The organism is Bacteroides sp. D20, from assembly GCF_003436255.1.
Taxonomy (GTDB): Bacteria; Bacteroidota; Bacteroidia; order Bacteroidales; family Bacteroidaceae; genus Bacteroides; species Bacteroides uniformis.
The window spans coordinates 274,833-288,288 of sequence record NZ_QSOO01000003.1 but is presented as its reverse complement, the minus strand read 5'-3'; the positions used below and the strand labels follow the sequence as shown (position 1 = coordinate 288,288).

Below are 13,456 nucleotides of genomic sequence, written 5' to 3'. Positions count from 1 at the left end.
TACTATTAGACTATTTACAATTTACTATTTTCCCACTATAGTGTGTCTTATAAAGGGGGCGACAAAAATACACATAAATCTAATATATCCAGCTCCTCGGACTGAAAAATACACATTTACAAGGGATTAAAGTCCTAAAAGTTGGCGTAACCGTTGCACGGATTCGCTAATCTGGCTGCGGCTTTCCAGATAACCGGCATCAAAGCGATAACGGGCCTGCGAGTAGAAAGGCTCACGCTTATCCAGCGCCTCCACAATGAAGGTGCGCAAATCTTCGTCCGTCTTGCCTTGCAGGATGGGGCGTTGCTGCTTCGCCACCCGGAGCCGGCGGAACAGAATATCGGGGTGTACATCCAGAAACACCGTCTGCCCGCAACCGTTCATATACTCCATATTGTCAAAAAAACAAGGAGTACCGCCACCGGTAGAGACCACGACATCCTCAAATTCCCCTACTTCATGCAGCATGTTTCGCTCCAATTCACGAAAAGAGGCTTCTCCCCGCTCGGTGAACAATTCACGGATTGATTTGTGAAAACGTTCTTCGATGTACCAGTCCAAATCAATGAACGGCACATTCATTTCGCGGGCAAAAGCCTTTCCTAAAGTAGTTTTACCGGCTCCCATGTAGCCGGTCAAGAAAATACGTATCATATCTGCTACGAGTTACAGGTTTCCTGCAAAGGTAGCAATTCCAAGCTGAAAACGCCTCTGTATCAGAGAAAAATTTTGATACGCTTGCTTAAATCTTCGAATTCCTTTTCTCCCGGTTCACCGGTGGGTGTACCGAAGGGCATCTGTGCAATCATCATCCAGTCGTCGGGCAGGTTCCAGGTGCGACGTACCTCGTCGTCAATCAAGGGGTTATAATGTTGCAGGGAGGCGCCCAACCCCATATCTTCCAGCATAGTCCAGATGGCAAACTGGTGCATAGCGGAGGTATGCTGTGACCAAGTGGGGAAATTATCCTTATAGGAAGGGAATGCTTCCTGCAGCTTCTTGACTACAGAAGTGTCTTCAAAATAGAGCACAGTACCGTGTCCGCTAGCAAAACAGCCGTCAATCTTGGCTTCCGTCTTGGCAAAAGCCTCGGCAGAGATGCGTGCTTTCAGGGTTTCCTTCACAATGTTCCACAATTTCTTATGTTCGTCGCCCAGCAGCAATACAATTCTTGTAGACTGTGAATTGAAAGCTGACGGCACATTCTTTACGGCTTCACGAATAATGTGTACTATTTCTTCATCCAGCACCGACGAATCGCTGCCGATAGAGTAATAACTACGGCGATGCGCCATGGCTTCTGCAAATGTTCTCTTCATTTTTTGTCCTTTCTTTTTTTATTGAGTTTTCTCTTATTTATTTTATATCCGCCATACAAAGAAACAAATAAAAGAGTTAAGTTGTTCGGATTTTCTTTTTTACCTTTGTCCGCAGTTATGAAGAAAGAAAAATATTACGTCGTATGGGCGGGAGTCAGCCCGGGTATCTACACTTCCTGGACAGACTGCCAACTACAGACCAAAGGCTACGAAGGAGCAAAATACAAGTCGTTCGAATCACGCGAGGAAGCGGAAAAAGCCTTTGCCTCTTCGCCGTACGTGTACATCAAGCGGTCGGCCCCTTCTCCTGCCAAGACTATTCCCGGCGCCGACGCTCCCCTTCCTGCCGCCGTCGCAGAAAACAGCCTTGCCGTAGACGCCGCCTGCAGCGGAAATCCCGGTGCCATGGAGTACCGGGGAGTACACGTCGCCAGCCGTCAGGAAATCTTTCACTTCGGGCCGATGTATGGAACCAACAATATCGGCGAATTCCTCGCCATTGTCCACGGACTTGCCTTGTTGAAACAGAAAGGTTTCGACATGCCCATCTACAGTGACAGCGTGAACGCCATCAACTGGATAAAACAGAAAAAATGCAAGACCAAACTGCCGCGCGACGCCAAGACCGAAGAGCTTTTCCACCTAATAGAACGTGCGGAGAAGTGGTTGCGCGAAAACACCTACACCACCCGCATCCTAAAATGGGAGACAAAGCAATGGGGGGAAATTCCGGCCGACTTCGGAAGGAAGTAAAAAAACGCGGGCACCCCGGATTCTTCATCCGATTGTGCCCGCGTCAAGAAAATGATGCGGCCGAGCTTATGAATGAATAGCCGCCATCATGTTTTATTTGCTATACGATGCCTTCACGAAAGGAGCATCAAGCAAGTAGTCAAGACTCTGCTTCACACTCTCTTCTACGGGGCAGCTGTATTTCTCAATCTCAGCTACGATGTGGCGCACGCCAGCAGTATCCGTATTCTTGAAGATAGCATCATAACCTACCATACCACTCTGCCCAATCTCGCGGTGATCCTTGATATGGAGCATGGTGAAGCGTCCGGGATACTTGTTGAAGTAATCCACCGGGCTGTTCTGGCCGCGCACTACCCAGTAAACGTCCATCTGGAAGAATACATATTCGGGATTGGTGTGTTGCAGCATGTAGTCCAGCATCAGCTCCTTGTCTTCCACTTTCTGGAATTCATGGGCATGATTGTGGTAACCGTATTTCAAACCAGCAGCCTGGCAGCGCTTGCCCACTTCATTGTAATAGTCGCAGTAGGTCTGCAAGTCTTTCAATGTCTTGGGAACGGAGAGATACGGAGTCACGATATACTCCATACCGGCCTCCTTATGGGCAGCAATGCACTGATCCCACCATTTCAAGGCTTCCGTAAAGTCGCCCGAAGCCAGTTCCTCGTCCGACAACCCGTGGGTAGTGTGCGAAGAAAGCACGGTCATACCGCTCTTTTCCACCATCTGTTTGAACTCCTGGGGAGTCTTGCCGTAGAACTTACCGTCATTGTAGTTGGCGGCCTCCACACTGGTATAGCCCATATCAGCCAAATCCTTCAGAATCTGGTCGAGGTTACTGCCGTCCTTCACCAAGTCTCTTACAGAATAGAGCTGGATGGCTACTTCCTTTTTCGTCGTTTCCGGCGCCGTTTCCGTGCTGTGGCTGCTGCAGCTTGTGGCCATCATGGATAAGCACAGTGCTGACAAAATCATCATATGTTTGATTCTCATAGTACTATCTTTTTAGAAGGAATTAGTCGAGAACCTTTACACGGATGTTGCGGTACCAAACATCGTCGCCATGATCCTGCACACCGATAAAGCCTTCGTGGTTTTCGCCGCCACAGTTGTTCAACAGTTCGAAAGCCAAGGGCCACTTCTCTTCGCTGAACTTGCTTGCCTGCAACATTTCAGTCCATTGCTTAGTCCACAAGTGATATTCCAGTACATTTTCATCGTTCTGTCCGTGAACTACAGTACCTTTGTATACCATAATCTTTGCCTTGTTCCATTCGCCGAAAGGTTTGGCGTTCTGCGGAACAGCAGGTATCATGTCGTACAAGGAAGCAGCCTGACGGTTGTTGTCCTTACCCAGTTTGGCATCCGGATGATTGGCGTTATCCAGCACCTGGAACTCGGGAGCAGAGATATAGATGGGTTCCAGCACTTCGTTGCCGTCCTTGTCCTTTGAAGTAACTTCCTGAGCCAGATAGAAGATACCGGAGTTACCACCTTTGGAAATCTTCCATTCCAGTTCCAGCTCAAAGTTCTTGAACTTATGGGCGAAAATCAAGTCACCGCCTTCACCGGTCTGTCCTTCGCCGGTACCGGTTCCACAGAATTTGAGGCAACCATCCTCAATAATCCATCTGGAAGGCACTTTGTCCTTACCGTATCCACGCCATCCGTCCAGGCTCTTTCCATCAAAGATAGTGATATAACCGTCCGCATCAATCGGCAGGTTCAAGCTGTCCGTTTCAGGCGCTTTCAGAGACTTGGAATAAGACACCGCAGTAGTAGTAGGAGCTGCAGCTTCCTCCGTAGCGTTCGATTTCTTTGCACCGCCACCGCAAGAGGCGAGCATACCTCCGATAAGGCAACAAGCCAAAGAATAATATATTTTCTTCATAATCTGAAAAATTAAATGATTAGTATTCGTTTATGAGCATCGGAACCTGGTTCCGATACTCTTTTTAATGTTTATCTGGGCATATCGGGCAACTTCCAGCCTTCACGGTAGTTATGCTTGATGAGCTCTTCTGCAAAAGCCTTGGCATTTACCGGATCTGTCCATGTCTTGTCGAAGCTCGGATGGCCGTTGTGTATCTTGAAGCCGTCCTTGATGACTGTACGCAATGTCTCGTCGTCGCCGATATTGGTGAAGCGCATGTTGGCTCCGTCCCATTCCAGTGTCTTGTTCAGGCCCTGCAGACGGATGGCCAATACACCCATTGCCACCATTTCGTTCATCGGTCCCGCTTCGGAGAAATCAGACTTAGGCATCACGCGGCTGGAAGGACTTTCCTTACAAGCACGTACCCAATCCATCTCATGACCGCCATTCATAGCCTTCGGCACACGGCGGCAAACCTTCGGTGCATTGGGCACGCGGCCAGAAAGTAACCACGGGTTCTGTCCGTAGCAACCGCAAATCAGCGTATCCTTCGTTCCGTGGAAGATAGTCAGACCGCCACCGCTCTGCATCAGTTGCTTTCCTTCGGGGAAGCCTTTCGGACGGTCGGGCATCATGCCACCATCATACCAGTGAACTTCCACTTCGGGCATAGCCACCTTCGGCATATTCTCACGTGCGGGGAAAGTCAGCTTCACATGCTGTGCTTGCGGAGCGCAGGCATTGAGCAACAATGTAGATGAACCTTCTACCTTGGTAGGATACAGCAACTTCAAAGCTCTGAACGGCTGGTGCAGGATGTGGCAAGCCATATCGCCCAAAGCACCCGTACCATAATCCCACCATCCGCGCCAGTTCCAGGGATGATAGATTTCGTTATATGGATTCATCTTGGCAGGACCGGTAAACAAATCCCAGTTCAGGGTTTTGGGAATGCGGTCTTCCTTTTCGGGAACATTCAATCCTTGCGGCCAGATGGGACGGTCGGTAGCACATTCCACCTTCGTCACGTCACCGATTTCGCCGTTCCATATCCACTCGCATACCAAGTCGGTACCCTCGTCCGAAGAACCCTGGTTACCCATCTGGGTAACTACTCCCGTAGAAGCGGCCAGGCGGGTAAGCAGACGGGACTCATATACGGAGTGCGTCAACGGTTTCTGGCAATATACATGTTTGCCCATCGTCATGGCATCAGCAGTAATGATGGCATGTGTATGGTCGGCAGTAGCGATGATAACGGCATCGATGTCCTTACCCATCTCATCGTACATCTTACGATAGTCCCAATACTTCTTCGCATTGGGAAGCTCATCGAACACACCTTTCGCGTAGCGCCAGTCTACGTCACAAAGCGCCACGATATTTTCCGTAGCCTTCACATGGTTGATGTTGGTGTGTCCCATACCGCCGATACCTACGGCAGCAATGTTCAAACGGTCACTGGGAGGCACGTGTCCGTGGCTCTTACCCAAAATGCTGCTTGGAGCAATGGTAAGACCCGCCAAAGCTAAACCTCCGGTCTTAAGAAATTCTCTTCTTGTAAATTTCGACATGGTTCTTTAGATTTTAAAATCGGTTAATATAATGAGTTTTAAAACAATCCTTAATTACAGTAGGCATCAGACTACCGTTTTCTTCGGACGGAGCAGTCCGTAACCTTCTTTCATATGCCTCCGGCGCTCCTTGATTTCCTCCAGCGTCTGCAAGTCGCCTATGCCGGGCAGGTCGTGGCGGCGCGCATCCTCCAGGAAGGTCCATCCGTATTGGGAAGCAATGGCCGAGTCTCGCATCTGCGGCAATCTCGGATCGCGTTTCCCGCTCTCGATGGAGTCTGCCATAATGTTGCAGAGCTTGTCCAGGTTCTTTCCGCCAAACGGTTTCTCCAGGCGAAGCGTACGGTTCACGCCGTGAAGTTCCACTACGGCAGTCCGGAAATCATGCGTCATGCGCACGATACCTTTTGTACCGATAATGTCCGTATATGCATTATGAGTCTGGTTTCTGGAGAGTTGTCCGTAGACGAAGCCTTGTGTGACATCGAAGGCGATGCCGTTCTCGAACGTACCGTGGCACTGTACCCACCAAGGGTCCTTGTAGTCCCACATCCGCATGCCTTGGGCATGCCAGGTCTTGTATTCACTGTCGGCATACCAGCGGGCGATGTCTATGTAGTGCATGCCGCAGTCGTGGTAGGCGGGACCCTCATATTCGTGTCCCTCGCCCGGCGCCAATCCCGGAGTCATGTGGCAGATGCGCAAGATAGCCAGTTCACCAATCTCGCCTTCATCGATAAACTGCTTCATAGCCTGGTGATACCAGGAGTTCCGCAGATAAAGGTTGACAGCGGCAATGCGATCATACTTTTCAATCAGGTCCACAATTTCCCATTCCTTATCAATGGTATCGGCAATGGGTTTCTCCGTCAGGATATGCTTATTGCTCCGGACAGCTTTCTCTATTTGTTCTTTTCTGGAATTTGCCAATGCAAAAAGACCAACAGCTTCTACACTCTGGTCATCAAAGATTTCTTGTTCATCGGATATGATTCTGGATGAAGGGGAAAGGTTTCTTGCCAATTCTCGGGAGGCCGGATCGGTATCGCAGATATATGCGATGTCCCATCGACCGCTTTTCTGCATTTCCTCCCAATACATTTGCCCCATTCTGCCGAACCCTATCAAACCAACTTTTATTTTCATGGTAGGCGAATATTAAATATTTACAGTTATAGTATTATCGGGGTCGATTGAATTACATGATTAAGAGTACTTGGACTGATAGTCATAGTAGCTGTCGTCGTAAACGTTGGATATAATTTTTTCATGGCATTTGCAATGTTTATGTATGTGTTCTTTGCAAAAATAGGATAATTAGCGATAGAATGGAAGCAAGCGGATATTAAAAAAGCGTAAAAGGTAAAAGAACACCCTTTATTCATCATCGCCTAACAGCCGTGAAACACTCTGCCGGCAGCCGCCAACACCCACCTGCATCATAGATTCTGCGTAAGAAATATAGAAGAGAAAGAAGAATTAATAGGCTGTTTGCAGGAAATTAACTTCCTATTTAGTCATAACAGCCTAGCACAAGCGGGTAGAAGCAAAGTACGCAGAATTTTATTTCTATGAGAGAGACTGCATATCATTCAGCCTCTTATAATAGCCGTTCTTCTCGAGAAGTTCCTCGTGCTTACCACGTTCCACGATTTCACCTTCATAAAGAACACAAATCTCATCCGCATTCTTGATGGTGGAAAGGCGGTGGGCGATGGCAATCGTGGTACGGGTCTTCATTAGCCGTTCCAGAGCCTCCTGCACCAGTCGTTCGCTTTCGGTATCGAGTGCTGAAGTGGCCTCATCGAGTATCAGGATAGGCGGATTCTTCAAGATGGCACGGGCAATACTGATACGCTGGCGCTGTCCGCCGGAAAGCTTGCCGCCACGGTCGCCAATGTTGGTCTGATAACCGAGTTCGGTCTCCATGATGAAGTCGTGGGCATTGGCAATCTTTGCCGCTTCGATCACCTGCTCCATAGTTGCATTTTCCACACCGAAGGCAATGTTGTTGAAGAAGGTGTCATTGAACAGGATGGCCTCCTGGTTCACGTTTCCTATCAACGCACGCAGGTCGTGGATGCGAAAATTCTTAATATTCACACCGTCAATTGTAATCTCACCTAACTGCACATCGTGATAGCGCGGCAGCAAATCCACCAATGTAGATTTGCCGGAGCCGGACTGGCCGACAAGTGCAATGGTTTGTCCTTTGGGCACCATCAGATTGACGTGCTTCAACACTTCGCGCTTGCCGTCGTAACTGAAGGAGAGGTCCTTAAATTCAATCCGGTCATTCATCCCGTGCAGCGGCAACGGGTTTACCGGTTCCTTAATGGGGTTCTCGGCTTTCAGTATTTTGTCCACACGTTCCATGGATGCCAGACCCTTTGGAATGTTGTATCCTGCCTTTGCAAAGTCTTTCAACGGATTGATGATACTGTACAGAATCACCATATAGAAGATGAACGTTGATGCTTCCATGGAAGTGCCGTCGCCCAGAATAAGCAGACCACCGAACCACAGTACCAATACAATGAGCAGCGTACCGAGGAATTCACTCATCGGATGTGCCAACGACTGACGGATGGCTACCTTGTTGGTTGCATCACGCAGCTCGTCGCTGCATTGCTTAAAACGGTCCACCATCTTGTCTTCTGCTATAAAAGCCTTGATTATACGCAGTCCGCCAAGCGTCTCTTCCAGTTGCGACATGGTATCACTCCATTTCCCTTGGGCTTCCAACGACTTACGCTTCAGTTTCTTGCCGACTTTTCCCATCAGCCAGCCCATACCCGGCAATACCAGGACAGTAAACAGAGTCAGCTGCCAGCTGGTTACAATCAGAGTGGAAAAATAAAGCAGAATCAGGATAGGATTCTTGAGCAGCATATCCAGTGAGCTGGTAATGGAGTTTTCAATTTCGCCTACGTCACCACTCATACGTGCAATGATGTCCCCTTTCCTTTCTTCAGAGAAAAAGCCGAGCGGCAAGTGCATCACTTTGGAATAAACCATCACGCGGATATCGCGTACCACTCCCGTACGAAGGGGAATCATAATGGCGGAAGAACCGAAATAGCAGGAAGTCTTCAGCATGGTCATGAAAGCAAGGAAAAGCCCCATGAACAGCAATGTCATCTGTGGCCCGTGTGTCTCAATCATCTGAGTGACGTAATAATAGAAATTGTTCACCGCCACTTCCTTCAAGCTACCGCTTCCCCACTCCATGAAGTGATACACTTGGGTGTTCTCCCCCGTCTTGAAAAGGATATTGAGAATAGGAATGAGCAGTGTGAATGAAAAGACATTGAATATAGCGGACAGCACATTGAGCACGATTGCCCAACCGATATATCTCTTGTAAGGCGACACAAAGCGCCGCATCAGTTGTAGGAATTCCTTCATTGCTTGTAGTTAAGTGAATTATGAGGTCGCAAAGATACAAGAAAACGAGGGAATGGAAAAGGGTTTCAGGTTATTTCTGCCTAAATGCCCACATTCTCTACTTTCTTTTGTGTCCTTGCATACTTCTCCAGCACCATGTACACTCATACATTGTCATCTTAATAATAGCCGGCTCATTTATTTTCCATCTTTACTCCTAACTTCCACACAATTTTCTTCAAACTTCAATATGCCCAAGCAATTATATGAGTAAATAATGAAAAAGATGTACCTTTGCACCCGACTTAACTGAGAACTTTGTTCACCACATGAGAAAAGCTATTATCACAACCCTATCTGTCCTAATCGTACTTCTGTCCATTGCTTGCAATACCCGAGTGAACTATAATAAGTACCTGATTGCAATTGACTCGCTCATCGTTCAGCAACCGGACACTGCCCTATCTATGCTCGAAGCATTCCCGACAAACAGCCTGCAGACCCAAGCTGACAGTGCTTATTATGACCTATTAATGACAGAAGCAAGAGATAAGAACTACATTATCCAAACCAATGATTCCCTGATACAATCGGCCCTGACCTACTACAACGGCACAAACGACATAGAAAAGCGGGCAAGGGCCCATTACTATTCCGGCTGCGTCTACCGGGATTCACAGAGAAGAACAGAATCTATGACTCAATACCTCATAGCAAAGCCCTTGGCTGAAAAAGCAGGAGAAAGACGTCTATTAAGTCTTATCTACCTGAATATAGGTTATCTATACTATTCACAAAACCTAAATACACAAGCCGATTCCAGCTATCAATTGGCACAACAAATAGGTATTCAGCTAAAGGACTCTGTTCTTCAAGCAGAAGTTCTGTCACGACGAGGACTCATCCGAATGGAAAAAGGAGAGGAATTCTATCCCGAAGCCGAAAAAATGATGTTGAAGGCACTCGCTATCGTCCAAAAACAGTCCAACATACAATTAAAAGAAAATGTGTTCTCCTCACTATGCCAACTATACAACTGGATGGAAAACGGAGAGAAAGCTATAGAATTCGCCAAACAGAATCTTGGCGTACAGAAAGACCGCACAACATGCTACAAAGCTTTCGAACTACTTGGAAGCGCATATTACCTAATATTGCAATATGATTCTGCCCGCTACTACCTACAAAAATCCCTTTTCACAACAGACTATGCCACCAAAGCCGGGGCTTACATGTATCTGGCAGACATAGCCAAAGAGCAAGGAGACTTAGCTACTTCCTTAGAGATGGAACGCAACTACTCTGCCTATTTGGACAGCATGCAGAAGTCCAGACAGCCCGATGCCATTGTCTGCGCAGAACAAGGGATGCCAAGCAACAAGCAAAACATAATCAGCAAACACACCCATTACTCTATCATAAGTATATCAATAATCACATTAACCCTCATTGTAGCTGTAATCATCCTATCCTATAAGAAAAGAAAGCAAAAGCCCAATAACCGAACCGAAAAAGAAATGCTGTATAAGGCAGGACTTGTTCTATTCGAACAATCTGAGGTATACAACAAGATGACTCTAATCATCCGCTCTCATAAAGAAAAGGCAGAATCAGAAATAATGCATCAAGGTGACTGGCTACAACTAATTGCAGAAACCAACAAATGTTGGAATAATATTGCCCGGGAACTACAATCAAAATATCACCTGACAGAAGACGAAATCTACTTATGTTGTCTGTACCTGACAAACCTCCCGATAAGCCACTTTTGCCATATATTGAGCTGCGAACGGGATACTATTTACAAAAAGGCAGACCGCATATTAGAAAACAAAATGGGCTTTGCACACAAAGAGATATCTCTTAAGGAAGCTTTAAAAAAGAATCTCCAATCATCTAGCCAATCATAACAATCATTAGCAAGTACAACAATTATACAATATTATACGCCATTATACACCGAAATTATACAATATTATACACTTATCCTGCCGTATTAAACCGACCTTTGCGGCATCAATAATCAAAAAAGTGTATAATGATGAAAAAACTATTGTCTATCTTAATTGCGACATTCTTTTTAAGCAATATTGTGACATACGCACAAAAAGAGAACAATCCTTTTACAGAAATTGCCCTAACCCAAGCAAAAAGAAAAGATCCGATTAGTAAAGGAGATACCCCTATATCTCGTAGTATCATTCAAACCGCCAACGCCTACTTATATAATAACACAGTATGTGTCGACTTCAACGAGGTATTACCTAACGTCACCATAACCCTCATCAATGAATCAACTAGTAAACTCATTCATTCAGAAGCATACAATGAACCCACAAACATTGACATCACTTTGGATGAAGGATACAGTAGTGGTAACTATTTGATTAAAATAGAGTCTGATGAAGTTCTTTTATATGGTTATTTCTCATTATAACAATCATACAACAAACAATACATTATTTAAAAAGATAGAGAGCCATGAAAAAGTTATTCCTATTTATGAGTTGGGTAATGCTTATATTATCCGGTTGTGCCGATGAAGATATCATCGAACGTAATTCCCCGTCATTTCCACAAAGTGTAAATACCCGATCTGCAGGAGATGGTGTATATGATATTTTAGGGTACGGCTATGATATAACTGGGCCATATTTAGATACTAAGTCCAGTCGTGCAATAGTATTTGATACTAATAAACTATTAGAAAAAGGACTGATTACCCCCTACAAACTAGAAGAATCTCGGTTCCGTTACTCTTCAGGGAAAGATGTCATTGATTTTACCACCAACATGTCATCTTCATTACAAATGAGCACCCCCGGCATCCTAAAAGTCATAGGTGGCGCCTCTTTAAATATAGCATTCGGAGGTAATTCTCATTATAATTCTGACTACTCTTTTGCATACTGTACTCAGCAATATATAGATAGCAGGTATCGAATTTCAGAAGCTGACATTAATGTTTTAAAGACATGTCTCACAAAACAGTTTATTGAAAGACTCTCTACATATACACCAGAACAAATTGTTGAAGAGTATGGAACTCATGTGTTAAAGGATATATATTTAGGAGCAAAATTCGAAGTGTATTATATGGCTAAATCAACCTCATCATCAAAAAAAGAAAGTATAAACGCTGGGTTAGGCGCTTCACTCTTTAGCCTTTTCAAGATGGATGGAAAATTCCAATATGATGAATCTTTAGCTATAACTAATAAAGAGCAGTCCTTATATTATTTCACAATAGGAGGTGACCCCGCCGTAGGAGTGCAAGGTTCTTTAAATCCAGAAAATTCACCATCAATAGATATAGGTAAATGGATGGCATCAGTAAAATCTTCCACACCGAAATTTATTGATGTCGACAATAATTCACAATCATTTATCCCCATTTATGAATTAGTTACAGACCCCACAAAAAAGCAAACTCTCAAAGCATATATAGACAACTACATAAAGAGTAAAGAAGTATGTTCTATAAGCCTATATCCATCAACTACTGGTACACGTCAAGTCAGCGGACTAGGACATATTAATCAAGGGGCAGGAGTTGCTATCGGTGATATTGATAAAAATGGAAGGCCTGATATGATATTGATGGGAATAGATAATCCTAAAGGAAAGAATAATTTTTGGTATAAAGTCTTATATGATATTGATGAAAATGGATACTATTCAAAAGAATCATCTATTCTTTCAATTTCTGCTGAGGGTTGGGAAAATTCTGGAGGTGATATCGCCCTCTGTGATTTGAATAATAATGGAATATTAGATATGGTTCTTTTATGCACAGACAAGCCCACTACAGCAGGTCGTGCCTACCGATGGTATTACGTAGCTTATGACCTCAAACCTGATGGCCACTATAACTCATTATCTTCGCTAAATACATTAGATGAACTCGGATTTTTTTACGATGGAGCAGGTATTGATATATGTGACATAAATAAAAATGGAACTCCTGATTTATTAATGATGGTCTATGATGCCCCAGAAGGAGAAAATTCATTTCGATATCAAATTGCTTTCGACCTACAATCAAATGGCAACTATTTGAGTCTATCACCCGTATATGAAGTTCCAGGATTAGGTCATGATGGAGATGGAGCAGGAGTTGCAGTTGGTGATATTGACAATAATGGTACATTGGATATCCTATTTATGGCATTAGATGCTCCCTCTGGTAAAGATAAATTCGTATATGAAATACTACCTGATATAGATAAGTATGGTAACTCTTATGCAAAACCTATATATACCCCTCGTTTCCCTGACTCTTTATCACCGTGTGACACTGGACAAGGAGCAGCATGTTGTCTTTATGATTTAGACAATAATGGTTTCTTAGATGCCATTTTTGTTGCTATTGAAAATATTAAAGGGAAAAGTAACTCATGGAAATATGTAACAGGACATAATTTGAATAAACAAGGTGTACCAATGTGTTGGAGATAACTTAATACCCAATTATTGTATATGAGTTTATATTACCCACTCTCTGCATGCAATTTATTCAAAAGCATTGAAGTATGTCAGGTCTA

The 13,456-nt window shown here is 44.9% G+C and carries 11 protein-coding genes; 4 read left to right on the top strand and 7 right to left on the bottom strand.

The features are described 5' to 3' along the window. Nucleotides 1-126: 126 nt before the first annotated feature. Both DXD78_RS04625 and DXD78_RS04620 read right to left on the bottom strand, forming a co-directional pair. Nucleotides 127-654, bottom strand: coding sequence for a shikimate kinase (locus DXD78_RS04625; protein WP_005825881.1), 528 nt, complete (start codon nucleotides 652-654; stop codon nucleotides 127-129). A 62-nt stretch (nucleotides 655-716) separates the two neighbouring features. Beyond that, on the bottom strand, nucleotides 717-1,319 hold the full coding sequence (locus tag DXD78_RS04620) for a nitroreductase family protein (RefSeq protein ID WP_009037386.1): 603 nt from the start codon (nucleotides 1,317-1,319) through the stop codon (nucleotides 717-719). A 117-nt stretch (nucleotides 1,320-1,436) separates the two neighbouring features. Between DXD78_RS04620 and DXD78_RS04615 the strand changes: the two genes are divergently transcribed. Continuing rightward, a complete protein-coding gene (locus tag DXD78_RS04615) occupies nucleotides 1,437-2,072 on the top strand; it encodes a viroplasmin family protein (RefSeq protein ID WP_034529164.1) in 636 nt (211 codons plus the stop codon). A 93-nt stretch (nucleotides 2,073-2,165) separates the two neighbouring features. On the opposite strand, the gene DXD78_RS04610 is transcribed toward DXD78_RS04615, so the two are convergent. The 5 genes from DXD78_RS04610 to DXD78_RS04590 form a co-directional block, all read right to left on the bottom strand. Beyond that, nucleotides 2,166-3,068: a sugar phosphate isomerase/epimerase gene (locus tag DXD78_RS04610; protein ID WP_005825894.1), complete on the bottom strand. Its 903-nt coding sequence runs from the start codon at nucleotides 3,066-3,068 to the stop codon at nucleotides 2,166-2,168. 22 nt (nucleotides 3,069-3,090) lie between these two features. Beyond that, entirely contained in the window at nucleotides 3,091-3,966 is an 876-nt protein-coding gene (locus DXD78_RS04605; protein ID WP_005825897.1) for a DUF1080 domain-containing protein, read from the bottom strand. 71 nt (nucleotides 3,967-4,037) lie between these two features. Next, nucleotides 4,038-5,525, bottom strand: a complete 1,488-nt coding sequence (locus DXD78_RS04600) for a Gfo/Idh/MocA family protein (RefSeq protein WP_005825899.1) — start codon at nucleotides 5,523-5,525, stop codon at nucleotides 4,038-4,040. 66 nt (nucleotides 5,526-5,591) lie between these two features. Further along, nucleotides 5,592-6,671 (bottom strand): Gfo/Idh/MocA family protein, encoded by a 1,080-nt coding sequence (locus DXD78_RS04595; protein WP_009037388.1) that lies wholly within the window; start codon nucleotides 6,669-6,671, stop codon nucleotides 5,592-5,594. 423 nt (nucleotides 6,672-7,094) lie between these two features. Next, entirely contained in the window at nucleotides 7,095-8,933 is a 1,839-nt protein-coding gene (locus tag DXD78_RS04590) for an ABC transporter ATP-binding protein (protein WP_009037389.1), read from the bottom strand. Between the two features lie 308 nt (nucleotides 8,934-9,241). On the opposite strand from DXD78_RS04590, the gene DXD78_RS04585 reads away from it, so the two are divergent. The 3 genes from DXD78_RS04585 (at nucleotide 9,242) to DXD78_RS04575 (ending at nucleotide 13,370) form a co-directional block, all read left to right on the top strand. Continuing rightward, nucleotides 9,242-10,822 carry a lipopolysaccharide assembly protein LapB gene (locus DXD78_RS04585; RefSeq protein WP_008662045.1) on the top strand — a complete coding sequence of 527 codons (1,581 nt, stop codon included), beginning with the start codon at nucleotides 9,242-9,244 and terminating at the stop codon, nucleotides 10,820-10,822. 128 nt (nucleotides 10,823-10,950) lie between these two features. Then, on the top strand, nucleotides 10,951-11,349 hold the full coding sequence (locus DXD78_RS04580; protein ID WP_005825909.1) for a DUF3244 domain-containing protein: 399 nt from the start codon (nucleotides 10,951-10,953) through the stop codon (nucleotides 11,347-11,349). Between the two features lie 44 nt (nucleotides 11,350-11,393). Further along, nucleotides 11,394-13,370, top strand: coding sequence for an MAC/perforin domain-containing protein (locus tag DXD78_RS04575; RefSeq protein WP_008662046.1), 1,977 nt, complete (start codon nucleotides 11,394-11,396; stop codon nucleotides 13,368-13,370). Nucleotides 13,371-13,456: the final 86 nt, after the last annotated feature.

Excerpts from the sequence above, each read along its gene's own strand:
- DXD78_RS04625 (WP_005825881.1), bottom strand. The coding sequence starts at position 654 with ATGATACGTATTTTCTTGACCGGCTACATGGGAGCCGGTAAAACTACT.
- DXD78_RS04620 (WP_009037386.1), bottom strand. The coding sequence starts at position 1,319 with ATGAAGAGAACATTTGCAGAAGCCATGGCGCATCGCCGTAGTTATTAC.
- DXD78_RS04615 (WP_034529164.1), top strand. The coding sequence starts at position 1,437 with ATGAAGAAAGAAAAATATTACGTCGTATGGGCGGGAGTCAGCCCGGGT.
- DXD78_RS04610 (WP_005825894.1), bottom strand. The coding sequence starts at position 3,068 with ATGAGAATCAAACATATGATGATTTTGTCAGCACTGTGCTTATCCATG.
- DXD78_RS04605 (WP_005825897.1), bottom strand. The coding sequence starts at position 3,966 with ATGAAGAAAATATATTATTCTTTGGCTTGTTGCCTTATCGGAGGTATG.
- DXD78_RS04600 (WP_005825899.1), bottom strand. The coding sequence starts at position 5,525 with ATGTCGAAATTTACAAGAAGAGAATTTCTTAAGACCGGAGGTTTAGCT.
- DXD78_RS04595 (WP_009037388.1), bottom strand. The coding sequence starts at position 6,671 with ATGAAAATAAAAGTTGGTTTGATAGGGTTCGGCAGAATGGGGCAAATG.
- DXD78_RS04590 (WP_009037389.1), bottom strand. The coding sequence starts at position 8,933 with ATGAAGGAATTCCTACAACTGATGCGGCGCTTTGTGTCGCCTTACAAG.
- DXD78_RS04585 (WP_008662045.1), top strand. The coding sequence starts at position 9,242 with ATGAGAAAAGCTATTATCACAACCCTATCTGTCCTAATCGTACTTCTG.
- DXD78_RS04580 (WP_005825909.1), top strand. The coding sequence starts at position 10,951 with ATGATGAAAAAACTATTGTCTATCTTAATTGCGACATTCTTTTTAAGC.
- DXD78_RS04575 (WP_008662046.1), top strand. The coding sequence starts at position 11,394 with ATGAAAAAGTTATTCCTATTTATGAGTTGGGTAATGCTTATATTATCC.